This is a genomic window from Corynebacterium sp. HMSC059E07 (assembly GCF_001814395.1).
GTDB classification, from domain to species: domain Bacteria; phylum Actinomycetota; class Actinomycetes; order Mycobacteriales; family Mycobacteriaceae; genus Corynebacterium; species Corynebacterium hesseae.
Genome location: NZ_KV816333.1, coordinates 59,549 through 80,748, shown reverse-complemented (window position 1 = coordinate 80,748; position 21,200 = coordinate 59,549). Strand labels below are relative to the sequence as shown.

Annotated in this window: 25 protein-coding genes; 11 read left to right on the top strand and 14 right to left on the bottom strand. The window is 60.6% G+C overall.

The genetic code is table 11. The features are described 5' to 3' along the window. Nucleotides 1-75: 75 nt before the first annotated feature. The 7 genes from HMPREF2967_RS10575 to HMPREF2967_RS10545 all read right to left on the bottom strand — a co-directional run bounded on the left by HMPREF2967_RS10575 (nucleotide 76) and on the right by HMPREF2967_RS10545 (nucleotide 5,646). Complete coding sequence (locus HMPREF2967_RS10575; RefSeq protein WP_070520730.1) at nucleotides 76-315, bottom strand: hypothetical protein; 240 nt, start codon at nucleotides 313-315, stop codon at nucleotides 76-78. Next, nucleotides 315-908 carry a MogA/MoaB family molybdenum cofactor biosynthesis protein gene (locus tag HMPREF2967_RS10570; protein WP_070520727.1) on the bottom strand — a complete coding sequence of 198 codons (594 nt, stop codon included), beginning with the start codon at nucleotides 906-908 and terminating at the stop codon, nucleotides 315-317. Before HMPREF2967_RS10570 ends, HMPREF2967_RS10575 begins: the two co-directional genes overlap by 1 nt. Before the next feature lie 109 nt (nucleotides 909-1,017). Further along, a complete protein-coding gene (locus HMPREF2967_RS10565) occupies nucleotides 1,018-2,511 on the bottom strand; it encodes a S1C family serine protease (protein ID WP_070686379.1) in 1,494 nt (497 codons plus the stop codon). Nucleotides 2,512-2,643: 132 nt separating this feature from the next. Continuing rightward, nucleotides 2,644-4,254 carry a HAMP domain-containing sensor histidine kinase gene (locus HMPREF2967_RS10560; protein WP_083312616.1) on the bottom strand — a complete coding sequence of 537 codons (1,611 nt, stop codon included), beginning with the start codon at nucleotides 4,252-4,254 and terminating at the stop codon, nucleotides 2,644-2,646. Further along, nucleotides 4,251-4,949: a response regulator transcription factor gene (locus tag HMPREF2967_RS10555; RefSeq protein ID WP_070563351.1), complete on the bottom strand. Its 699-nt coding sequence runs from the start codon at nucleotides 4,947-4,949 to the stop codon at nucleotides 4,251-4,253. The genes HMPREF2967_RS10560 and HMPREF2967_RS10555 overlap by 4 nt, the downstream gene beginning before the upstream one ends. 238 nt (nucleotides 4,950-5,187) lie before the next feature. Beyond that, nucleotides 5,188-5,361 carry a 50S ribosomal protein L32 gene (rpmF, locus tag HMPREF2967_RS10550; RefSeq protein ID WP_010187615.1) on the bottom strand — a complete coding sequence of 58 codons (174 nt, stop codon included), beginning with the start codon at nucleotides 5,359-5,361 and terminating at the stop codon, nucleotides 5,188-5,190. A 15-nt stretch (nucleotides 5,362-5,376) separates the two neighbouring features. Further along, the gene (locus HMPREF2967_RS10545) at nucleotides 5,377-5,646 is read right to left on the bottom strand and encodes a type B 50S ribosomal protein L31 (RefSeq protein WP_005530151.1); all 270 of its coding nucleotides are present in this window, start codon (nucleotides 5,644-5,646) and stop codon (nucleotides 5,377-5,379) included. Between the two features lie 474 nt (nucleotides 5,647-6,120). Between HMPREF2967_RS10545 and rpmB the strand changes: the two genes are divergently transcribed. From rpmB to HMPREF2967_RS10515, 6 genes are all read left to right on the top strand, one after another. Then, entirely contained in the window at nucleotides 6,121-6,357 is a 237-nt protein-coding gene (gene rpmB / locus HMPREF2967_RS10540; protein WP_005279911.1) for a 50S ribosomal protein L28, read from the top strand. A gap of 2 nt (nucleotides 6,358-6,359) precedes the next feature. Next, nucleotides 6,360-6,524: a 50S ribosomal protein L33 gene (gene rpmG, locus HMPREF2967_RS10535; RefSeq protein ID WP_010187624.1), complete on the top strand. Its 165-nt coding sequence runs from the start codon at nucleotides 6,360-6,362 to the stop codon at nucleotides 6,522-6,524. Nucleotides 6,525-6,527: 3 nt separating this feature from the next. Beyond that, the gene (gene rpsN, locus HMPREF2967_RS10530; RefSeq protein WP_010187625.1) at nucleotides 6,528-6,833 is read left to right on the top strand and encodes a 30S ribosomal protein S14; all 306 of its coding nucleotides are present in this window, start codon (nucleotides 6,528-6,530) and stop codon (nucleotides 6,831-6,833) included. 15 nt (nucleotides 6,834-6,848) lie between these two features. After that, nucleotides 6,849-7,103, top strand: coding sequence for a 30S ribosomal protein S18 (gene rpsR, locus HMPREF2967_RS10525; protein WP_010187626.1), 255 nt, complete (start codon nucleotides 6,849-6,851; stop codon nucleotides 7,101-7,103). Between the two features lie 241 nt (nucleotides 7,104-7,344). Next, the gene (locus HMPREF2967_RS10520) at nucleotides 7,345-8,139 is read left to right on the top strand and encodes a hypothetical protein (protein WP_070686377.1); all 795 of its coding nucleotides are present in this window, start codon (nucleotides 7,345-7,347) and stop codon (nucleotides 8,137-8,139) included. 88 nt (nucleotides 8,140-8,227) lie between these two features. Next, on the top strand, nucleotides 8,228-8,944 hold the full coding sequence (locus HMPREF2967_RS10515) for a TetR/AcrR family transcriptional regulator (protein ID WP_070520700.1): 717 nt from the start codon (nucleotides 8,228-8,230) through the stop codon (nucleotides 8,942-8,944). Here the strand turns inward: HMPREF2967_RS10515 and HMPREF2967_RS10510 are convergent. Continuing rightward, the gene (locus HMPREF2967_RS10510; protein ID WP_118854842.1) at nucleotides 8,941-9,621 is read right to left on the bottom strand and encodes a DNA-binding response regulator; all 681 of its coding nucleotides are present in this window, start codon (nucleotides 9,619-9,621) and stop codon (nucleotides 8,941-8,943) included. The two genes, HMPREF2967_RS10515 and HMPREF2967_RS10510, sit on opposite strands and share 4 nt — an antisense overlap. A gap of 134 nt (nucleotides 9,622-9,755) precedes the next feature. After that, nucleotides 9,756-11,078, bottom strand: a complete 1,323-nt coding sequence (locus HMPREF2967_RS10505) for a serine/threonine protein kinase (protein WP_070686375.1) — start codon at nucleotides 11,076-11,078, stop codon at nucleotides 9,756-9,758. A gap of 144 nt (nucleotides 11,079-11,222) precedes the next feature. On the opposite strand from HMPREF2967_RS10505, the gene HMPREF2967_RS10500 reads away from it, so the two are divergent. Further along, nucleotides 11,223-11,906 (top strand): hypothetical protein, encoded by a 684-nt coding sequence (locus HMPREF2967_RS10500; protein WP_070623621.1) that lies wholly within the window; start codon nucleotides 11,223-11,225, stop codon nucleotides 11,904-11,906. Between the two features lie 17 nt (nucleotides 11,907-11,923). Here the strand turns inward: HMPREF2967_RS10500 and HMPREF2967_RS10495 are convergent, their stop codons facing one another. Both HMPREF2967_RS10495 and HMPREF2967_RS10490 read right to left on the bottom strand, forming a co-directional pair. Further along, on the bottom strand, nucleotides 11,924-12,865 hold the full coding sequence (locus tag HMPREF2967_RS10495; protein WP_232770824.1) for a serine hydrolase: 942 nt from the start codon (nucleotides 12,863-12,865) through the stop codon (nucleotides 11,924-11,926). A gap of 17 nt (nucleotides 12,866-12,882) precedes the next feature. Next, nucleotides 12,883-13,797: a hypothetical protein gene (locus HMPREF2967_RS10490; RefSeq protein WP_070686373.1), complete on the bottom strand. Its 915-nt coding sequence runs from the start codon at nucleotides 13,795-13,797 to the stop codon at nucleotides 12,883-12,885. Between the two features lie 277 nt (nucleotides 13,798-14,074). On the opposite strand from HMPREF2967_RS10490, the gene HMPREF2967_RS12890 reads away from it, so the two are divergent. After that, nucleotides 14,075-14,518 carry a hypothetical protein gene (locus HMPREF2967_RS12890; RefSeq protein WP_232770823.1) on the top strand — a complete coding sequence of 148 codons (444 nt, stop codon included), beginning with the start codon at nucleotides 14,075-14,077 and terminating at the stop codon, nucleotides 14,516-14,518. Nucleotides 14,519-14,633: 115 nt separating this feature from the next. Here the strand turns inward: HMPREF2967_RS12890 and purH are convergent, their stop codons facing one another. Genes purH through HMPREF2967_RS10475 form a run of 3 tightly spaced genes read right to left on the bottom strand, consistent with a single transcriptional unit; the run spans nucleotide 14,634 to nucleotide 18,565 of the window. Next, nucleotides 14,634-16,166 (bottom strand): bifunctional phosphoribosylaminoimidazolecarboxamide formyltransferase/IMP cyclohydrolase, encoded by a 1,533-nt coding sequence (gene purH / locus HMPREF2967_RS10485; protein WP_070686371.1) that lies wholly within the window; start codon nucleotides 16,164-16,166, stop codon nucleotides 14,634-14,636. Nucleotides 16,167-16,205: 39 nt separating this feature from the next. After that, on the bottom strand, nucleotides 16,206-16,811 hold the full coding sequence (gene purN, locus HMPREF2967_RS10480) for a phosphoribosylglycinamide formyltransferase (protein ID WP_070686369.1): 606 nt from the start codon (nucleotides 16,809-16,811) through the stop codon (nucleotides 16,206-16,208). Nucleotides 16,812-16,852: 41 nt separating this feature from the next. Next, entirely contained in the window at nucleotides 16,853-18,565 is a 1,713-nt protein-coding gene (locus HMPREF2967_RS10475; protein ID WP_232770822.1) for a cell division protein PerM, read from the bottom strand. A 364-nt stretch (nucleotides 18,566-18,929) separates the two neighbouring features. Between HMPREF2967_RS10475 and HMPREF2967_RS10470 the strand changes: the two genes are divergently transcribed. From HMPREF2967_RS10470 to HMPREF2967_RS10460, 3 genes are all read left to right on the top strand, one after another. Continuing rightward, on the top strand, nucleotides 18,930-19,682 hold the full coding sequence (locus HMPREF2967_RS10470) for a M23 family metallopeptidase (RefSeq protein WP_070520676.1): 753 nt from the start codon (nucleotides 18,930-18,932) through the stop codon (nucleotides 19,680-19,682). 252 nt (nucleotides 19,683-19,934) lie between these two features. After that, entirely contained in the window at nucleotides 19,935-20,486 is a 552-nt protein-coding gene (locus HMPREF2967_RS10465) for a PadR family transcriptional regulator (RefSeq protein ID WP_070520673.1), read from the top strand. Then, nucleotides 20,483-21,199, top strand: a complete 717-nt coding sequence (locus HMPREF2967_RS10460) for an ABC transporter ATP-binding protein (RefSeq protein ID WP_070531636.1) — start codon at nucleotides 20,483-20,485, stop codon at nucleotides 21,197-21,199. Before HMPREF2967_RS10465 ends, HMPREF2967_RS10460 begins: the two co-directional genes overlap by 4 nt. The last annotated feature ends 1 nt before the right edge of the window (nucleotide 21,200 follow it).

The window sequence follows — 21,200 nt, the reverse complement described above, 5'->3', positions numbered from 1 at the left end:
ACCTGCAATCCCGCAGAGCCAGCACAATGCTGAAGCTCTGCGGGATTTCCTTATGCGCTCTAGGCCCTCGACGCGCTACTGCGTAGTACCAAAGTGCGGCGGCATATTCTCGCGGTAGAAAGCCTCACCGGTGACTTCGTCTTCGCTGTTGCCATCAAGGCTTACGATGCGCAGCTCATCGGCGCCAGCCCCAGCAGAGGTACCAGCCGCCTGCGATACTGGCCCGCCGGGCACGTCGAAGCTGCGGTCATAATTCTGGGCGGTCGACGGGCGCTGAGCACGACGACGGCGGGCACGTGGTGCGGAATCAGCCATTAGACGCTGGATTTCTGCAGCTGATCAACTAGATGATGCACCAAAGGCGTCAAGGTTGCCATGCCATCGCGCACCGCCGCGCGGGACGAAGCCACGTTGACGATGACCGTCGAACCGGACACTCCTGAAATACCGCGGGAGGTGCAGGCATCCACCGCGCCGCATGCCTGGCCGGAAGAGCGCAGCGCCTGCGCCACGCCCGGAACCATTTGATCCAGCACCGCGCGGGTTGCCTCAGGAGTTTTATCGCGGGGGCCAACGCCCGTGCCACCGATAGTCAATACGAGGTCAACTCCCCCGACCACACCGGTTTCAATCGCCTGTCGGATTTTGGATTTCTTGGAGCGAACAATCACTGCGCCGTCGAAGGTGAAATCGGCTTCGGCCAGCAATTCACCCGCCAAACGCGATGTGTCCTCCGTTGACTCATCTGGGTGGTCGGTAACGATCACGACGAGCGCGCGACGCGGCGCCTGAACGCTTTGTTCTTGCTCGCTCGCAATGAGGAAGGCGTCATCGGGCTCGGTAACATCATCAAGTTCGTGTGAGGCATCGCGCCCCAACAGCTCAGCTGCGTCGGTGTTGTCTGCCACGGAGGTTCTCCTTAAAGGTGGGACGGAATCTTCCGGAAGTAGTTGCTTAAAAAGGTGTCAGGGTGCGGTATTCACGCGGTGCTTGCGCACCGCCCGAGTATTTGTAAACTTACTCGCTCGCCAGCGTTACCTCTACCTTTCTCACGTCTTCGTTGTCGCGGCCCTTAACTTCCAGTGTCACGGTTGCCCCAAATTCCTGCGAGCGGGTTGCCGCAATCAGGGCATCGGAGCTTTCAATGAGCCGGTCGTTGACGCGAGTGACCACATCACCGGACTTCAGTCCTGCTTTATCAGCCGGGCTGCCAGATTCCACATCAACGATTTCCGCGCCAAGGGTATCGCTCTGCGCACGGACCTTAACGCCCAACGTGGGATGCTTGACCTTGCCGTTATTGATGAGCTCATCGGCCATCCGCTTAGCAAAATTTGAGGGGATGGCGAAGCCCAGGCCGATGGAGCCGCCTTCGGCATTCGAACCGCCAGATAGCGAGGCAATCATCGAGTTCATGCCAATGATGTTGCCCTCCATATCCACCAGGGGACCGCCGGAGTTACCGGGGTTGACGGCTGCGTCGGTCTGGATAGCGTCGATAAGCGAGGACTCCCCACCTTCCTGTGACGCACGCACTGGGCGGTTCTTGGCCGACACAATTCCGGACGTCACCGTGGCGTTGAGCCCCAGCGGGGAGCCAACGGCAACTACCTCCTGCCCCACTGCGGCCGCGTCCGAATCACCAAACTGGAGGAAAGGAAGATCGCTGACGTCATCGATTTTGATGACCCCGACATCTGTCGTCGCATCGGACGCGACAAACGTAGCGCTGTGGCGCGAACCATCATTCATCGTCACTTCGAGCCTCCCGCCCTGATCCGCGCCAGCAACCACGTGGTGGTTGGTCAGCACATAACCATCCGGGGAGATAATTGAACCGGAGCCCTCGGCACCGCCAGAGCGGGTCATGGAGTAGATCGACACCACCGACGGCAGAACCTTCGATGCTACGTCCTCCACAGAGCCGGCGGCCGGCTCGTTACCGGTGCTATTGGCCACCGGCTGGCGCTCGAGAACCTCGTTGACCGTCGAGGTCGAGGATTTATCGTCACCGGCTTTGCCAACCACGGCACCGGTGACGCTGCCAACTGCAATGGCTTCAACAAGCATCATCGCCAACGCGGTGCCCATTCCTACTTTGCGCTTGTTCTTCGGTTCGCTCCCCTGCTCCACGACCTGCGCGCCTGCGCCTTGCTGACCAGCGAAGCGTTCGTTCTGATTCCCCTCGGGCGCAGCACCGAAGCGCTGTCCTGCATATGGTTGTGCTGCGCTCTGTCGCACCTGGCTTTGCTGACCAAAGCCATAGGTTGAGCCGCCATACGGTGCTTGTCCCGCGCTTGGCGCCTGAGAAGGCTGAGCACCAAACGACGACGGGCTTCCCGGCCCGCCCTGTGCGCCGTAGGGCGCTTGCTGCTGCCTTCCCTGTGCCCACGAGTCCGAGCGCGGCTGATTCCAGCCGTTTGATGAGCTTCCCGCAGAAGGCGCCCCGCCCTGCTGCTGTGTTTGTCCCCGTCCATCAGAGTTCTGCGGGGTATCCATGGGATTATCCATGTTCGAATTCCTCATATTCATGTCAGGTAGTGTGCACCATCGCGCTGGGGTGTATCTGTCTCTGCTCTGCCAGTGTGCTAGGAAAAGCTGTACATTTCCTGTACGCTCTGAACTGGTGCGATACTTGGAAGACTAGCTTTGGTTAAACCACCGCTCCGCAAAGATATGACCCCGGTCGTGCGGGTTCTCCGAGTGCTCCTCGGCTGGCTCCTGAGATGTCTCCTCTGCGTCTTGCGCATCGAAGGATTCTGGCTGAAACTCGTTCGGAATTTCTTCCAGTCCATCCACCATGGCATCCCCCTCGGTGGGATACCCCGGCAGGATAACCTCCATGCGTGTTCCACCGTCCGCGGAATCCTTAATGGTGATCTCTCCATTGTGCCGCTCAACGACGGATTTCACGATGGCCAAGCCTAGTCCGGAACCAGGCATTGCACGAGCTTCGGCCGAACGGTAGAAACGCTCAAACACCTTGTCGCGCTCCTCGGGCGCGATACCGGGGCCCGAGTCATCCACACGCAGGCGCACCTTGTCCTCTGCCACTTGCCGCATGGAAACGCGCACGGTACCCGTCGGCGGCGACCACTTCGCGGCGTTATCCATGAGATTGAGCGTGGCACGCCCCAAGGCAAATGGGTCACCATCCAACATCCACGGAATAAACCTCACGCGGAAGTCCACGTCAGGGCGCCGGCGCTTGGCACGGTTAAGGGAATTCTCCAGAACCTCGTGCAGCTCGACCGGTTCCGGTTCCTTCTCAGTGGCATCTTCGCGTGCCAAGTCCACGAGATCACCGATCAGGGTCGACAACTCCGACATCTGCGCCATCACGTCGTCTTCCAAGTCGCGACGATCTTCCTCACTGATGCCGAATCCGCCGCCGGATTTATTCAGCATCATGAGCAGCTCGATATTGGTACGCATGGAAGTTAGCGGCGTCTTCAACTCGTGGCCGGCATCTGCCACGAACTGCGATTGCTGCACGCGCGCATGCTGCAGGGCAGACAACATTCGGTTGAAGGACACCGTCAGCTGCGACATCTCGTCATTGCTCTCCACCGCAATCCGCCGCAAGTCATTAGTCTGCGTCACATAATCTACCGCGCGCTTGAGGCGTGCGATGGGTTCCATGCCGGTCTTGGACACCACCATTCCCGCAAAAACGGAAAGCAGCACGCCGAACGCCACGATGATGAGCAGAGCCGAGCCCACCGCGGAAACGATTTCCTCGGTCGGTCCTAGGTCCTTAGCCAGGACTACCGTGGTCCCGCCGTCCTCATGCTTAGCCAGCACGCGCTCCCCGCCCAAAGTACGGATGGAGCTTTCCATAGTGTCCCCGTCGGGCTTAAAATCGCCGCCCACGGGCAGTGCGTCACCAAATGCAAACGCCGCCGGCGGTGGGGAGATTGAGATCCGAGTCGAGGGGTTATAGAGCTTGAATGAGGAAATTTCCTGGTCGATGTTCTCCACAAAGGCCGGATCCTGCGCCTGCTGTATGAGTACGTCGGCTTGCTGCATAATCTGCTTATCGACGCTCGCCGTCATCGAAGCCGCGACAAGCCAATAGGTCACAAACGTCATTACTGCCACGGAGAAGGCAACAACAACACCGGTAACCAAAGAAAGGCGCCACCGAAGCGGCGCCCGTGAAGCCCAGCCGCGTCGGCCTGAGCGGCCTAACCACGCAGTGGTATCCAGGTCTTCAGAAGGCACCGCATCAGGCGCGGGCCTCCGCAAAATCACGCGATAGCCTCCCTCATGACATAGCCAACACCGCGCACGGTGTGGATAAGACGCGGCTCACCATTCTCCTCGGTCTTTTTGCGGAGATAGCCAATGTAGACTTCAAGCGCATTTCCGGAGGTGGGGAAATCATAGCCCCACACTTCTTCCAAGATGGTGTTGCGGGAGAGCACCTTGCGGGGGTTCTCCATCAATAAACGCAGGAGAGCAAACTCGGTACGGGTCAGGGAAATTGGACGGTCGCCGCGAGTAACTTCACGCGTATCTGCATCAAGCTTGAGGTCCTCGAAGCTTAGCTGCGTCTCAACCGGCTGCTTCGTCCCGATGGAGTCCGCGGCGGCACGCCGAACCAAAGAACGCACGCGAGCCAAAAGCTCCTCCAGAGCGAATGGCTTGGGCAGGTAATCGTCGGCGCCCGCATCGAGACCTGCAACGCGATCGGACACGCCATCACGAGCCGTCAGCACGAGAATGGGGCGGTCCCAGCCTTCGCTGCGCAGGGTGCGGCAGACTTCAAGGCCGTCCATGTTCGGCATCATCACATCGAGGATCAGTAGCTCGGGGTTATCACTGTGAACCATCTCGACAGCCTGAACGCCATCGGCGGCCAACACAACCTCGTAGCCATTAAACTTCAGGGAGCGCCGAAGCGATTCACGTACGGCCTGCTCGTCATCCACGACAAGAATCTTCATAATCTCAATTATGTCCTATCTAGGACGTTTTCACGAAGTAGGCCGCATTCTTTCGCCCCCTTATACCCCCTTAGGCCGCTAATTTTCCCAAAAATTCAAAGCCGCCTCGACGGCCGACGCCTAAACAATCAGGGAGCACTGCGAGCGCGCACTACATGCGCACGACAAAAGCCCCGGAAATTCACTCAAAGCGGTGAATCTCCGGGGCTACAGTCACAGACTGAAGACCTGAGAGGCCTTAGAACTGCTCGACGTCAACCAAGCCAAGCTTTGCAGCTTTGACCAGGCGGCGCGGGATGCGCACGGTCTGACCGTCGATGGTGACTTCCTGGAGGGCGACATTGTCAGCCTTCCACTGGGAACGGCGAGAGTGGGTGTTCGCGCGGGACTTCTTAAACTTAGGAGTTGCCATCTTTTCCTATCCTCCTTACGCGTTCTTCTTCTTGCGGCGAGCCATTGCACCGAAGCGCTGGTTGAACTTCTCAACGCGGCCAGCGGTATCCATAACGCGCTGGGCACCGGTCCAGAACGGGTGAGACTCAGCGGTCACGTCGACGACGATGAGCGGGTACTCGTTGCCGTCTTCCCACTCAACGGTGCGATCGGAGGTAGCGGTGGACTTGGTCAGGAAGGAGTGGCCGGTACCGGCGTCCTTGAAGACCACCGGGTGGTAATCCGGGTGGATGTCTTTCTTCATATGTCGATTCCCTCAGGGTTGAACTACGGGTCGGTTCCTTCCGTGACGCATGAGAGCGTGAAAGGATCGTGCCCGAGTTGGGTCTCTATACTTACAAACGTGCGGCTCGCGCCGACAACTTGAAACATCCTACAGGCCGCAGGCACCAAAATCGAAATCGCCGCAGTTCAAAATCCTCAGAGCAACGCAACGGAAAGCGCAAACAATCACCCCGCCAGCACCTTCGACGGAAATGGCACCTGGATAATAGGTATCAAAGCCGGGTTGCACGACGGCGGTGATTAGGTTCTCCAGGCCGCGGCATGTAAGATTTCCCCTTGCTGTTGTCAAAGTAATCGTTTTACGCCCCATCAACTGGTGTTCAACGGATTAAGCCTCCTGCTCAACCTCACTTTTTAGAGCGCCGCGCCTCACCGCGGATATAGGCACTCCGTTAGTCGCTTTCGATGTGGGCGGCTAGGAGAAAGAAGACCCATGTCGGCTATTTGCCAGGTAACGGGCCGCAAGCCGGAATTCGGCAAGCAGGTCTCGCACTCGCACCGCCGCACCTCGCGCCGTTGGAACCCCAACGTGCAGCGTCGTCGGTACTACCTGCCCTCTGAGGGCCGTACCATCACCCTGAATGTTTCCACCAAGGGCATGAAGATCATCGACCGTGACGGCATCGAGTCCGTCGTGGCCAAGATTCGCGCACGTGGGGAGAAGATCTAAAGATGGCACGTAATGACATCCGTCCAATCATCAAACTGAAGTCCACTGCGGGCACCGGTTACACCTACGTGACCCGTAAGAACAAGCGCAACAACCCGGATCGCATCACCTTGAAGAAGTTCGATCCGATCGTCCGCAAGCACGTCGAATTCCGCGAGGAGCGATAATTTATGGCTAAGAAGTCAAAGATCGCCAAGAACGAGCAGCGCAAGGAAATCGTCGCCCGCTACGCGGAGCGTCGCGCTGAGCTCAAGGCAATCATCAAGAACCCGAACACCCCGGACGAAGAGCGCCTCGAGGCGCAGTTCGAGCTGAACCGTCAGCCGCGCGACGCCGCTCGCGTCCGCGTCCGTAACCGCGACTCCGCCGATGGACGTCCGCGCGGTTACCTCCGCAAGTTCGGTCTGTCCCGTGTCCGTATGCGCGGCATGGCTCACCGTGGTGAGCTGCCGGGCGTTCGCAAGTCCAGCTGGTAAAGGGGTACCCATACAATGGCTGTCAAGCGTAATAATCACAAGAAGTTCCGTATGGAGCAGACCCGTCGCCCGAAGAAGAACCCGCTCAAGGCCGAGGGCATTGAGAAGGTTGACTACAAGGAGATCAAGACCCTGCGTCTGTTCATCTCCGATCGTGGCAAGATCCGCTCCCGTCGCGTCACCGGTCTGACCCCGCAGCAGCAGCGCCAGGTTGCTACTGCCGTCAAGAACGCTCGCGAAATGGCTCTCCTGCCGTTCACGTCCCGCTAAACACTAGCTGGTTTCAACAGCGCACTTTTGCCGCTGTACTCGTGACTCACTAGGACAGGACAAAAGAGCTTTTAAGCCGCCGCCTACCTACCCGTTTAAGGGGCATGGTAGGCGGCGGCTTTCGTTTTCCACCTGTCCTCTTGGGGATCGTGCACCGCACCTGTCTTAGCCAGAGCTGGCACCCCCGAGTGCTACATTGAAGGGTTAGAACGCCCCTGATGGAAAGGGAACTTAAGCCTTTATGCCACTGCACGAATCACTCACAGACCTCAGCGAACTCGCTACCCACTGCCAGTCCCCCGCCCATGCACGCGGCTTGTTGGAAGAAGCGCAGGATTTGGTGCGCAACGCAACTGCCCACCGGGGAGACGGTGTGGAACTCGCTGCGTGGTTTTCTCGCGTGATCACGGACATCGTCCGTTCTCCAGGCCTCGCCAGCCCGGTTCGCCTCACCGGCGCCGCTGCCCGCGGTGATCTCCTCCCCTCACTACCCATCACGTGGTTAGGCACTGACGAACAGCTCGAGAAGCTCATCACCGAGGCCGGCTTGACCTGCGGCGCGGTACAGGATTGCGCATCAACCCGTGCCGATGCTGGCCTCCCACTAGGGTCTGGCGGCGAGGAGGAGCTCTACGCCGAGGCCGTGTCACAGCGCCCAGCACCGCTCAAGCTCGTGGATGGGCTTCCCGATCGTTTAGCCGATGTGTCCATTCGTTTTTCTTTGCTGGCGCCCATTTCTGCCATCGCGCGTTGGGCAGCACCAGCGCCCCGCCCCACCCAAGACCGTCTTGCCATCGGCGTGGAGCGTGAGCTGCTCACCACCGCGGAGGCGGAGGGCCTGAGTCTCGCTTGGGGCACGGGCATCGCGCTGGAGTTGGGGCGGTGGTACGAAGGCGTCGTCCAGCACAGTGTCGTGCTCGGGGATCTGCCTCCACTGGACCGCACCGCCTATGGATCGGCGTGCCGCACAGTCTCCGCTGCCTTTGAATCCATCATGATTCGGCACGGTAATGTGGTTGGCAGTAGTGAAAGCTGAGCTTTAGCAATCGCCGTTTGCGGCGGAGTGTACGATTACTGATTTGCCGTCAGTTATTACATGAACATTATCGAAGGGAGTCCGCCTCATGGCAGGTAGCGTTGGCAGGCCACGGAAGAATAGCCCACGCCGCCGGGGTAATACCGCGCGCGAAGAAATCCTGGATGCCTCATCCGAGCTTTTTACCACCCAGGGTTTTGCTACAACTTCCACGCACCAAATTGCTGATGCCGTCGGCATCCGTCAGGCTTCGCTGTACTATCACTTTCCTTCGAAGACCGATATCTTCCTCACCCTGCTGAATTCCACCATCGAGCCCTCGCTGGAGCTCGCGGATGAGCTTGCGGCCTCCGATGCCGCGCCGGCGCAGCGCCTGTGGTCACTGGTAGCAGCCGAATCTCGCCTGCTTTTGACCTCGGCGTGGAACGTCGGCCGCCTTTATCAGCTGCCGGTGGCTAATTCCCCCGAGTTCGGTGAATATCACGAGCAGCGCGACCGCCTCAAGGATCACTTCCGTACTGCCGCCGCAGGAATTGTGGGCGCGGACGATCCGCGCATCGAGCTCCCCTTCCACATCGCGCTCTCCGTCATTGAAATGCGTCCCAATGATGGCAACGCACCGTTTGATGCCTCGCAGCGCGTGCCGGAGCAGTCCGCCATGCTTGCCGACGCCGCCCTAGCAGTCCTCGGTGCCACCCCTCCCGACGATGCTGAGGCGACCACCCTGGAGCTGCTCAAGAACCGCAACGACTCTATTTCTTCCGCCGCCGCGGCCGCCGCGGACCGCAAGAGGTCGGCCCGCTAGCGGCCGTGTCGAATGGCGTAGTGCGCCAAGAAGGTCTTATAAGGCTTGTAGGCCTTTTCGCCGTCAGCGCGGAGGTTATCGACGAGGCGATCCATCTTGTGGTTCGTCTTCTTTTCGGTCCACCCCAGCGCCTCAGCAATGTCGCGCACCGAGGGGATATCGGCGTCGGTGGAGCCCGGCTTCTTGAGGTAGCTGGCTAGCTGGCGCAGCAGCTCTTCTTGCTCATCATTGGGCACGTGACGGGTGCGTGTGCGCTCTTCATCAACGTCCTGCTCGCGCTTGGTACGGCGCGAATAGTTGCTGTTTTCTACGTCGATATACAGCTCGTAGGGGCATTCTGGCGTCTCAAAGGTAACCCTCGATGGCCCTGGGGGTACCGCCGCGACCGAGCGGGGGCCGAGATCAATGCGCGAAAATCCTTTGACCCCGCGCAGCTCTATGCGCAGTGGGATGTGACTGCCCACGTTGCAGATCATCCACCCCTGGCCGCCATACCACAGCTGGAAGAGCTGGCGGTGCAGGCTGAGGTCCTCCTCACCCACCCGGAAGTCACCGGCGCGGCCGACGATGAGTTCCTCCCCCGGGGAAATAACCTTCACGCCGCCGATCAGGTCATCGATGCGCAGCCTGGGCCCCCGCGGTGCGTTCTGCGGCGTGCGTGGTTGTTGCTGGCTCATGGACACCTCCGTAGGGCTGGACAACTCGCGCTCTTCGCCGGGTATGTCGGCGAGGCGCCTTCAAACAGTGCTCTTCAGTGTAGCGGCATTCACTTTGTTTCGGCGTGCTAAGCCACACCCCACCTCAGCTGGCGCTAGGCCACGATAGCCCACGTCACTAAGAAAATAAGGATGATGACCACGACGGTGACCGTGATGATGAGGGCATTCGAATTATCCTTCGCGGCCGGCTTGCGGGTTGCCCGTTGAGGAGTAGACCGTCGCTGCACCGTAGACCCTGGCATCGCCGGGGTAACTGGTGTGGAGGGTGACACGGTTCCCGAAGACGCGATCGGGTTAGAGGGAGCGACGAAGCCAGTTGGCCTTGCCCGATCCATGGACCCAAAGGAGGCGGAGGGCTCCGGCCAACGCTGGGGTGATTGCCCTTGTTGGCCAAACTGTCCCGTCCGCGCAGTGCTTCGTGCATTCCGCGGCTGCTCTGGTTGCGACGAAGGCTGCGGTGCTGGGGCGCTACGCAGGGCAGAGGAAGTAGGGCCGGAAGCGGGCTGGGAGGGGCGGGAACGGGAGACGTCGTCAAGCGCGGCGATGAAGTCCTGGGCCCGCGCATAGCGCTGCATGGGCACGCTGTTGAGCGCCTTGTTCAGCACGGTCTGTACCTCCGAGGCAACGCGGGCAGTGTCTTCTGCAAGGAATGCGGCGAAGGCATCGCTGGACAGATCCGGGATACGGCGCTGTCCTTCCCACTCGCTGCGCGGCATCGTGTCCTTGAGGTGGTGAAGCGTGAGCATCTCGAAGGCGATAAGCGCCAGCGAGTAATCGTCCGCGCGCGCCGACATGTCATCATCACCATAAGCATGGCCGTTATTCTCTGGGGCCAAATACTTTTCGGTACCCACGATGTGACCGACCTTGGTCAGGCGCGACTGGCCTTCCTCGATACTGATTCCGAAGTCACTCAGCACAGCCGGCGGCAGGCTGCCCGGGTTCTTGCGCAGCAAGATATTGGCGGGCTTGATGTCCCGATGCACCCACCCGGGGTGCAGCTCGTGGTGCATATAGTCCAGCGCCGCGGCAATCGGTTTGAGGTAGTAGGCCACCTCGGCGACCGTAAATCCCCTCCCCTTGTTGGCTCGTTCCCGGATCGCCTGAGCCAAGGTTCCACCGTCGATGAATGCCATGACCATCACGTCATCCCCGCGCGGCGTCGATTCCTTGGAATAGAACTGAACCACCCCCGGGTGGCTACCGATCCTGGTGAGAGCCTTCATTTCGTTGTGGAAACGGGCTCGAGAGGCCTCATCCCGGACATCATCCAGCAGCACTTTAACCGCGAGCTCACGGGACAGATCCGGATCCGTAGCATGAAAAACCTGCCCCATGCCGCCCTCGCCCAGCAGGTACACGGTGGTATACCGCTTTTGCTGGGTAAGCCATTGCACGAAGTAGGAATTAGTCACCGCCCCATTGCACCATATGCATAGCAAGGCTTGAGGTTGCCATGTCCCATCGCCCCCAAATGGAGGGTGCTACCCCGCAGTTCCGTCTGGTTGTGCGGAGCCAGATATGCTACCTGTAGTTCTCTACTGTTTTCCAAGGACCCTATGAGCACCCCAGGATTTGGCACTAACCATTACGCGAATAAGCCCCCTACGCCGGCGTCGGGCCAGACTCAACGGCCCCAGTCAGAGCAGCGCAACCTCGTTCCGATCATCTGCGCCATTGCGATCCTTATCGCACTGCTGATTGCCGGAATCGTGATTTGGAATGATGTCCGTTCCACCAGCCAGGCAAGCCCCGAAGCCGGCAGCGCAACGGAGCAGGAACCCACCCGCGTAGGCGGGGCTGCGCCGGAGGAAACGGCCGCAGAAGAAGGAACAGCTGACGACGAGGAAACTGCTGGCGACGAGGAAGCCGCTGATGAGCAGGCACCGGAGACTTCTCTCAATCCTGATGCTGCCGATGTCCCCGAAGGACTCACCGCGGCCGGATGGTCCGACTACCCAGAGGCACGCTGCCAGCAAGGCGAGAGCATGATTTTCGCTGCCCATGGCTCGGATCCCGATTCGCACATTGTGGTCTGCGAAAAGCAGGACTCCCTTTTCTACCGCGGGGTCTGGTCCAGCGGTGCTGCCTTTGGCCCGGCGCGCGGTGAGGGAAGCTCCTTTAGCGCCACAATCCTCGATCCCACCAGCGGGGATGACACCGGCTCCGTGCTCAACATCCGGGGTACGGACTATGACATCGACGGGGAGGCCGGAAAATTCGAGGACTACTGGCCTCACTAGGAACCGCACTAGGGCTTTTAGACAGCTCCCTGCTGGCATCCCGCGTCCGGCCACTCCACCTGAGCGGTTTCTAATTGCCGGGCTAGTCGCGTCAGCATCTGCTGGGCTTCGCCGTAATCACCGGATGGTGCTGCGGCATAAATTGCCACCGCCACCGTGTGTCCACCTAGCGTGATAAGCCCCATCTGACGGGCCTCATAGGAACCGTCCTCGGCAGGCCCCCAGCCGCCCTTCACCACCGCCCCGTCGAGGGTGCGAAGGCCATACTGCTGTGCCGGATCAACGTCACCCATGGCCGCGAGGATGGGATCAGCGCCTTCCTGGCATCCCAGCGCAGCGACGAATTTCGCTTGCTCGGACACCGGCCACTGAGTTTGGCCGAAGGCGCTAAACCCTGGGCGCGGTGGCGTGGCGGGAACAGTGGCGGTTCCGATGATCTCCTGGGTAGCCTGTGCCGCCTGCGCTCCCCCGCCGAGGGCTTCCCAGAGAGAATCTGCCGCAGCGTTATCGGAAAAAGTAATTGCCCGAGACACAGCGTCCGGATCCGCTACCCCGGCGCGTTCGGCGGCGATGGCCAGGGGGACTTTCGCCGTGGACCATGCGGGCCGCGGGTCGGTGATCCCGGCAGCCGCGACGGTCTGTGACCCTGCCACCGCGATTCCGGTTCCCGGGTTGTCGGCGGCGATGGCGTCGACGGCTTCCTGAAGGTCGGTGGCCTTAATCACGGATGGTTCCTTGTCGGGGATGGAATCAGGGGCAGGACGTGCGGACGAGCCGGATCCAGAATCAGGAAGGGAAGGCTGCGGGCTGCTTGCCGGAGCACTTGGTTCCGGCTGAGAGACGTCCCCGATGGTGCAGGCGCTGAGCGACGCCACCGCGATCCCCACCAGCGCTGCCAGTGCCGCCGGCCGGCGCCGCGGGCGTTCATGCGTGCGGTCTGGGCGTGTTCTGAGTTTCATCGATGCTCGCCTACGTATTAGAGGATGTATACAACCGCGTTATTGCCGCCAGTGCAGGTCACATACTCGCCGTTATCGGAACAATCCATGGTGTAGAACAGCTTGGTCTTCGGGCTAAAAGCCCTAATCGTGGCGTCGAACTCGTGGGTGTCCACGTAGTGTTTGACGTATTCATCGCGCACGGAGTTGGCGAACGGCTCCGTCGTCACCTCAGTGCCGCGATAGACACTGTTGAAGTTGCCGCCGGGCTCGTTGTTACGCGCGGCGTCGTTCGCCGGGATAGCACCCGCGGGCAGGTCAGGGTGCTCGGGGCGCTTCTGCGCCTTGGAGGTCGTCGTGGACTTGTCTGAAGTCTTTTCAGACTCATCCGCAACTGAAGTGCTGTCTTGTGGCCCCTCATTCTGCTCGGTGAGTTGGGCTGGCGTCTGGGGCGATTCAGCCTGGGATCCTGAGTCAGCGTGTTTAAAGAAAATGAGGTAGGCCAACGCGGCAATAACGAGGATTACTGCCAAGATCAGCACGCCGATGAGCACAAGCTTTCCGGAATTAGAGGAACCATGGTTTCCGGCATCGTCCTGTGCATAGGAATTCGCATAGGCAGCCGGCTGCTGATCGTACTGGCCAAATCCGTCCTGCGGTGCCGCCTGGGGCGGGAACTGTTGCGTGGGGAATTGCTGCTGCTGAGGATACTGGCCCTGGGATCCGGAGGAAGCAAAAGGATTTGAGTAGTTGTGCTCACCCGATTGCGAGTAGCCCGGATTATTTCCCATGTTTTGGGGGTATTGCTGGGGCTGTACCGGGCGCTGTTGTGTTGGCGAGGCTTCAAAATCCGCGGTTTCCGGGTGGGTTTCTTGATGAGAAGGCTGTGGCTGGCTGCCGTTTCCCTGCTGGGGATGCGCGCCGAATCCATGATTGCGATCTGAATCAGTCACCGAAGCCTCCGTAGATCATGACGTTTGCAAATGCCAATAGGCGTTTTCTATCTGTCCTATCTTTGCACAGTCACAATTCTCTGCGCAGCGTTTACGTTTTTACTCGAGCTTTGCACAGTGTGTACTCTGCTGTGCTGCCAGCACTTCCTGCCCCACTGGGGAGTATTCCCACGAGCTTCCATTGAAGTCCCCACGGACGGTGCTCGAGGGTTTAGATTGTTAGAGGTATCTCGATGCTCTAACTTCCTGTGCACGGAAAGGTTGCTGATCTCCCGCCATGTCATTTCCTACTGGTCCTTCGGGCACCCCTCCACGCAACTCCGGTTCCTCCGGCTTCGGTTCACCTGCTCCCGGGTTTGGCCGCCCGGGCCATCCCGGCGGCACGAGTGGTCCGAGCGGCGGATTCGGAAGCACTCCCCCGTTCGGTGGGCACCCCGCTAGCCCCGCCCCGCAGCCATTCAGTGGTGGCGCGCCAACACCCCCACATCCACCCCAGCCCAACTCTTATGCCGCTCCTACCCCGCCGAAAGGCACAGGGCGCTTCAGCGGCGCCATCGCGGCGCTGATTGCTTTGCTCCTCATCCTGGCTGTCGTCCCTGGCGTCGGCGCGTGGTTTATCTGGGGCCGCGAATCATCCGATACGGAGCAGACTGGTACAAGCTCCGAGCCAACCTCGACGGCCGCGCTTGCGACCACGCCTATGACCATCACGGGCGCTTAAGAAACTGAGATCACAACTGCCCTAGCTGCCAAATCTAGCGCTTCCGCGTCGATTTACGCGGCTAGATCCGTCAGCTAGGGCAGTTAAAGTTTGCTGGAACGCTCTGGTTCAGGCTCTAGTGGAAGAAGTGGCGGGTTCCGGTGAGGTACATGGTCACGCCAGCCTTCTTAGCGGCCTCGATGACTTCTTCATCGCGAATGGAACCACCCGGCTGAACCACGGCCTTGACGCCGGCGTCGAGGAGGACCTCGAGGCCATCCGCAAACGGGAAGAAGGCGTCCGATGCAGCGAAGGAACCTTCGGTGCGGTTGGTGCCGTCGGCCAGCGTGTTGGCGCGCTCAACCGCAAGCTTGGCGGAGTCGACGCGATTGACCTGGCCCATGCCCACGCCCACGGTGGCATTGTCCTTAGCCAACAGAATGGCGTTGGACTTCACCGCACGCACGGCGCGCCAAGCAAACTCGAGCTGCGCTAGATCGGATTCGTTCAGGGCCTCGCCCGCAGCCAGCGTCCAGTTGGCCGGGTTATCGCCCTCCGCCTGGTAGGTATCCGGCTCTTGGGTGAGCACACCGCCGGAAATGTACTTGCGCTCCACCTGCGGAGCCTCGTACTCAGCTTGCAGCACGCGCAGGTTCTTCTTGGCCTTAAGAACCTCGATGGCGCCCTCCTCGTAGGACGGGGCCACGATGACCTCGGTGAAGAGCTCCTTGACCTGCTCCGCCATCTCCACGGTGACCTCGCGGTTCACAGCGATGACGCCGCCGAATGCGGACATCGGGTCGCAGGCATGGGCTGCGCGGTGAGCAGCCGCGATGGACTCGTCAGACACCGCGATGCCACACGGGTTGGCGTGCTTGATGATTGCCACGCACGGGCGCTCATGATCCCAGGCGGCGCGCCACGCTGCGTCAGCATCCTGGTAGTTGTTGTAGCTCATTTCCTTGCCGTTGAACTGCGTCGCATTGGCCAGACCCTTGGCACCGATGCGGGTCACGGTCGCGGACTGGTGCGAGTTCTCGCCATAGCGCAGCGGGGTGGTCTCCTCGCCCTCGCTGAGCTGATCGACGAACCATGCGGACACCGCGGCGTCGTAATCAGCGGTGTGCAGGAAGGCATCGCGGGCTAGGCCGCGGCGCTGGTCCAGCGTGAAGCCACCGTTGGCCACGGCGTCTGCGACCTCGCCATAGCGCGCAGGGTCTACAACCACAGCAACGGAGGGGTGGTTCTTGGCGGCCGCGCGCACCATGGACGGGCCGCCAATATCGATCTGCTCCACACAGCCATCAAAGTCGGCTCCGGAGGCCACCGTCTCACGGAAGGGATACAGGTTCACCACGACGAGCTGGAAAGGATCTACCTCAAGCTCCTGGAGCTGGTTGAGGTGATCCTCTTTGCGGGTATCCGCCAGGATGCCTGCATGCACGCGCGGGTGCAGCGTCTTCACACGGCCCTCAAGGCACTCCGGGAAGCCAGTGAGCTTCTCGACGGGCGTGACGTCAATGCCCAAGTCTGCGATCTTTTTCGCGGTGGAACCGGTGGAAACAATCTCCACGCCAGCGTTATCGAGGGACCGGGCGAGGTCTTCCAGACCGGTCTTGTCATAAACGCTAATCAGCGCGCGCTTGATGTTCTTACGATCTTCGCTCATGGTACGGGGACTTAAGCCTTCCTTGCGGTAATGAATTAATTAGAGCTGAATGCTGAGTGCTTCGCCCTCCACGCGCGCCGCGCGGAGAACGCTAACGATAAGTTCTCTTTCGACCACTTTGATGCGCTCGTGCAAGCTGGCCTCATCATCCTCTGCCAGAATCCGGACGGGTTCCTGGGCAATGATGGAGCCGGTATCGACGCCGGCATCAACGAAATGGACGGTCGAGCCTGTGACCTTGGCACCATAAGCCAGCGCATCGCGTACGCCATGCGCGCCTTTGAAAGCAGGCAAGAGCGCTGGATGGGTATTAATGGTGCGACCTTCAAAGCGATCCAGGAAATCTTTGCCCAAGATCTTCATAAAGCCTGCAGAAACAACAACGTCTGGCTGCGCAGCATCCACTGCGGCAACCAGACGTTGGTTCCATTCGGCGCGGTCAGCGCCCATCTCTACGACTTCGGTAGCAATTCCCGCCGCCCTCGCGCGCTCAATGCCCTGGCAAGGCACGTCCGCGATGACTTTCACGACGTTGTAATGCTCATCCTGGCCATCGACGATGGCCTGCAATAGCGAGCCAGTTCCGGAAACCAGAACAACAACGTTGAGGTGGGCAATAGCAGCGGGTTGATGCGGTGTAGTCACGCGCTACAGCCTAGCCGCTACCGCCGTGAACCGCGGAATTTTTACTCTTTTGTGGGGCCTTCAGCTTCTTGGTGTTCCTCTGCGTCTGTGTCGAGCTTCCCCGTGGCTTCAGCGGTCTCATCGGTTTCAACCTCGGTTTCGGCACTTTCTACGTCCACGACTTCTGCGTCAATTACGTCGGTTTCAGTCTGGCTTTCGACCTGTTCCTCAGCTGGCGCCTCAGCTTGCTCCTTAGTCTGGCCCTCTTGCTCGTCCTCTATCTCGTCCTCAGCGTCGGCCTCGGCTTCGCTTTCTTCGTCGGGGTTGGATTCCTCCGCGTCAGTCTCTGCTTCTTCCGCTTCGGCAGCGGTGGCGTCGCCAAGCACTGCAGAATCCTGCTCCGGCTGAGCAGTGTCGGTGGAGTCTGTCGTTGCCTCCTCGGCGGCCGCGGGGGCTTCTGCCTCAGCAGCCGGGGCGGTAGCGCGGCGAGCACGCCATGCGGACACAGCCTGAGACGTCGCAAAGGCACACCCCACGACGAGGCACCACAGGGAGCTCAATCCCACCGCAGTCCAGAGTTCGGGCCCGGTGTAGCCGTACACGCCTAGCGCACCGGACACGGCGTAGTAAGCCACGAGAGAGGACACGGCAACAGTGATGGTTGCAACAAGCGCTACTTGGAAAGACACCAGCGCTCGGCGACGATAAAACGCCGCCACCGCAGCGAGTACTGGAACAACCAAGAAAACCGCGAACCACGAGCTGATTGAAGGAGGAACAGCTGCGGCCAACGGCAGCGGCGGGAGTGGAACTACGTGGCCGCTGAACAGACTCACGCTGGTGCCTTCCCCAATGTGCAGCTCCGAACCGCTCAGCACCGCCCCCGCAGCAACAGCGGCATTCGGGAGATACAGAATACTTAGCAGGAAAAGCCCCACGGTCCCCATCGCTGTCAGAACCGGATAGCTAGCGAGCATCTCAGCCTGGCGCGACCAGCCACACCCCCACATAATCACAACGAGAACCAGCCCTGCGGCGCCAAGGTAGCCAAGGTAGCTCAGGCCGATTTGAGCGGCGTCGACAAATACGCGGGGAACCCCGCTGCGCTTAGCTAAGGCCTTCCACAAGCGCGGGCCCATGCCTCCGATGAGAGCAGCAGCATGCAGAAGGAGCATGCGGGGCACAATGCGATACAACTCCGGAGGAGAGACGTCATAAACCTTTCCGGCATCCCAGAGCATCAGCCACGCGATAATGGTCAGAACCACCGGCACCGCCAGCACACAACAGCTCAGGACAAGCAAGTCATTAATACTCACCTTGTCCTTAACCGCCGCTCGAACGCGGCGGCCTACTAACCAGGCCAAGAACGCGGCCGGAAGAACAGGTAGGACACCGATATCAATCCCGCCAGCCCGGATTGGAGCCAGATTAAACACCATCCACGCCTCCCCCACGATGGTGTTCAGCCACGCAAAGGGAGAGCTGGTAAGAAGGAGCGCGGCGATAGCGACCACGAAGATGCCCAGAACCACGACGAGGTGCGGGACACCGACGACGATAAGCATGCGGCGAATACGCCCGCGCAGCGTCGTCGGGGCCTGCGCGCGACGAGCGCGAGCCTTATCCGATTCAATTCCCTTGATGCGCTCTGCAGGAGCCCGGCGATCTCGCCGGTAGCCTCGCTCAGAGTGCTCGGCGCTATCACCGCGACCACGCACATGCGCGCGGGGGCGAGCTGACGTCCTGGACTGGGGACTCGTGTTCTTATTCATCGGCGTCCACTTTGCCACGCGCGCCTCCCCCACCGGGGGTGGCACGTCGATATCCGATCCAATTGATCCGACACACCCCGAAACGACAGCACTGCGAGAGTTCTTTCCCTGCCCCTTTCACCGACCACCCCGCCACGCTGACCATAGGTTTACTTTATTCACAGTAAATTGCTGCCGTATCATGACGTTGAAATCTTTCGGTATATCCAGAAGAAAAACTGCAATCTGGGTTGCTCTGCACCCGTCGAGACGCTACTGTTACATCTCGTTGGTAACAGGAAGGTCACAATCGGATAACCAACCAGATTTAGACGTAACGATTCTTTTGGTTGGACGATAGTGAATTAAGACGGAAGAAGAGTTCATGCGAAGCAAGACTCAGCGAAGCGCAGGTCGCCACCGCAAAATCACCACCTCGCAGACCGCGAAGGGGCGTCTGGCGGTTATGACCATCGCGGCTGGTGCCGTGTCTACCGCAGGCGTTGGCGGTGCGGCAGCAGGCACCATTCAATCCGCCGGCACCGGCGAGACCAAGGCGCAGTCCATCGATTACACCTTGCAGGCAGACACCGATCCGCTCAAGGACGCACAGGCCGCCGTTGAGGACGCAGCACCGCAGATCCTCTCCATCGCAGAAACCAAGCCGGTCGCTGACCTGTCCACGCAGCTGGACAAGGCCATTCAGGCCGCTGATGCCCGCGCCGCCGCCGATGAGGCAAACCGCGCGCCTTCCGTAGCCCGCCCGGCAGAAGGTACCTTTACCTCGGGCTTCGGCCCCCGCTGGGGCTCCTTCCACTCCGGCATCGACATCGCTAATGCCGTGGGCACCCCGATCCTTTCCGTTATGGATGGAACCGTCATCGATTCCGGCCCGGCTTCCGGCTACGGCCAGTGGATCCGCATCAAGCACGATGACGGCTCCATGAGCGTTTACGGCCACATGCAGACCCTTGACGTCGCTGTTGGCGAGCGCGTCCACGCTGGCCAGAAGATCGCCGGCATGGGTTCTCTCGGCTTCTCCACCGGCTCCCACCTGCACTTCGAAATTCACCCCACCGGTGAAGGTGCCGTGGACCCGGTTCCGTGGCTCGCAGAGCGCGGCATCGACGTCGCTTAAAACTCACGCGACCAAACCTTCCAACACCACGTAGGCGGCATAGAGCGAATCTGCTCTATGCCGTCTTTTGCGTATTTCACCCCACTCACCGATGGTCAGGCGCGTAGGGTCGCGCGCCACCTCGCAGGACACCGGGCGGGGGTAAACACCACTCTCCGTTCCGGAACCTCTTGCCAAGCCGATAGTTACCCGGTAACTTACCGGGTATGCACCTAACTAATCCTCCCCTTGTCCTCCGCGCAGGAGGTGACCATGTCCGTCAAACACTCCGTTCTTGCGCTGCTCAGTGATCAACCTTCCACAGCCAGCCACATCAAGACCCGCTTTGCGGAGACCTTCGACAACCTCTGGCCGCTCAACATGGGCCAAGTAGCCCAAACCCTAAGCCGCTTAGAGCGCGATGGGCTCATCGCCACCGACGGCGAGCTCACCGGCCCCACCGGGCGCCGCGCCACCAGCTACGCCATCACCCCTGACGGGCGCGCAGAGCTCTCGCAATGGTGGAAGTCCACCTTGCACAGTGACGCCATCGAACGCGATGAGCTCGTGCTCAAAGTGTCCCTTGCCGCTCGGCGCTCCGACGTCGACGTTATCGCCGTCCTTGACGCCCAGCGTTTCGCCACCGTTCGCCAGCTCCGCGAACTCAACCGCCGAGCCTCGGAATTGCCTGCGGAGCGCAGCGCCCAGCGCTTGGCCGTGGAGCGCCAAATCTTCGACTTGGAATCTCTCTCACGTTGGCTCGACCGCGTGGAATCTCTGACCAACCCGACCACCCCCACCGCCGCCGAGGAGGAACCGCGATGACCCCCGACTCCGTGCCCACCACCCAGCACATTCCTTTCCCGCTCGAACTCGAAAACATCACCTGTGTCTTCGGCAGCGGCGCTCGTCAGGTCACCGCGCTGGATTCCGTCAACCTGCAGCTGCAACCGGGCGAGTTGGTAGCCGTCATGGGCCCCTCCGGCTCCGGCAAATCCACCCTGCTCAACGTCGCAGGACTGTTGCAACCGCCGACATCGGGACGCGTGCTTCTCGACGGCGCCGATGCCTCCCAGCTCTCCAAAGCCAAGGCCGCAATTGCCCGACGCCGCCACTTGGGCCTCGTGTTTCAGCACTTCAACCTGGTTTCTTCCCTGACCGTTGGTGAAAACGTTTCCCTTCCCCTTGAACTCGATGGCCTATCGCCTGCGCAGTGCCGTGAGGCAGCAGAGGAAGCGCTGAGCGAGGTCGGCCTCGACGGCACCATTGACCGCTTCCCCGAGGAAATCTCCGGTGGTCAGGCCCAGCGCGTGGCGATTGCCCGCGCGCTCATTGGACCGCGCAAAGTTCTGCTCGCGGATGAGCCCACCGGTGCCTTGGATACCTCGACGGGCGAGGAGATCATGAAGGTTCTACGCGCGCGTATCGACGCCGGCGCTTCCGGCATTCTGGTCACCCACGAGCCGCGTTTCGCGGGCTGGGCCGACCGCGTCGTTATGGTTCGCGACGGGCGCCTGACCGGCGAGGAGGTGCGCTAAT

Coding starts and splice junctions, on each gene's coding strand:
- HMPREF2967_RS12890 (WP_232770823.1), top strand. CDS start 14,075: ATGTCATTTCCTACTGGTCCTTCGGGCACCCCTCCACGCAACTCCGGT.
- rpmG (WP_010187624.1), top strand. CDS start 6,360: ATGGCACGTAATGACATCCGTCCAATCATCAAACTGAAGTCCACTGCG.
- HMPREF2967_RS10500 (WP_070623621.1), top strand. CDS start 11,223: ATGAGCACCCCAGGATTTGGCACTAACCATTACGCGAATAAGCCCCCT.
- purH (WP_070686371.1), bottom strand. CDS start 16,166: ATGAGCGAAGATCGTAAGAACATCAAGCGCGCGCTGATTAGCGTTTAT.
- HMPREF2967_RS10565 (WP_070686379.1), bottom strand. CDS start 2,511: ATGGATAATCCCATGGATACCCCGCAGAACTCTGATGGACGGGGACAA.
- rpmB (WP_005279911.1), top strand. CDS start 6,121: ATGTCGGCTATTTGCCAGGTAACGGGCCGCAAGCCGGAATTCGGCAAG.
- rpsN (WP_010187625.1), top strand. CDS start 6,528: ATGGCTAAGAAGTCAAAGATCGCCAAGAACGAGCAGCGCAAGGAAATC.
- HMPREF2967_RS10465 (WP_070520673.1), top strand. CDS start 19,935: ATGTCCGTCAAACACTCCGTTCTTGCGCTGCTCAGTGATCAACCTTCC.
- HMPREF2967_RS10545 (WP_005530151.1), bottom strand. CDS start 5,646: ATGAAGAAAGACATCCACCCGGATTACCACCCGGTGGTCTTCAAGGAC.
- HMPREF2967_RS10470 (WP_070520676.1), top strand. CDS start 18,930: ATGCGAAGCAAGACTCAGCGAAGCGCAGGTCGCCACCGCAAAATCACC.
- rpsR (WP_010187626.1), top strand. CDS start 6,849: ATGGCTGTCAAGCGTAATAATCACAAGAAGTTCCGTATGGAGCAGACC.
- HMPREF2967_RS10460 (WP_070531636.1), top strand. CDS start 20,483: ATGACCCCCGACTCCGTGCCCACCACCCAGCACATTCCTTTCCCGCTC.
- HMPREF2967_RS10475 (WP_232770822.1), bottom strand. CDS start 18,565: ATGAATAAGAACACGAGTCCCCAGTCCAGGACGTCAGCTCGCCCCCGC.
- HMPREF2967_RS10575 (WP_070520730.1), bottom strand. CDS start 315: ATGGCTGATTCCGCACCACGTGCCCGCCGTCGTCGTGCTCAGCGCCCG.
- HMPREF2967_RS10515 (WP_070520700.1), top strand. CDS start 8,228: ATGGCAGGTAGCGTTGGCAGGCCACGGAAGAATAGCCCACGCCGCCGG.
- HMPREF2967_RS10520 (WP_070686377.1), top strand. CDS start 7,345: ATGCCACTGCACGAATCACTCACAGACCTCAGCGAACTCGCTACCCAC.
- HMPREF2967_RS10510 (WP_118854842.1), bottom strand. CDS start 9,621: ATGAGCCAGCAACAACCACGCACGCCGCAGAACGCACCGCGGGGGCCC.
- HMPREF2967_RS10495 (WP_232770824.1), bottom strand. CDS start 12,865: ATGAAACTCAGAACACGCCCAGACCGCACGCATGAACGCCCGCGGCGC.
- HMPREF2967_RS10555 (WP_070563351.1), bottom strand. CDS start 4,949: ATGAAGATTCTTGTCGTGGATGACGAGCAGGCCGTACGTGAATCGCTT.
- rpmF (WP_010187615.1), bottom strand. CDS start 5,361: ATGGCAACTCCTAAGTTTAAGAAGTCCCGCGCGAACACCCACTCTCGC.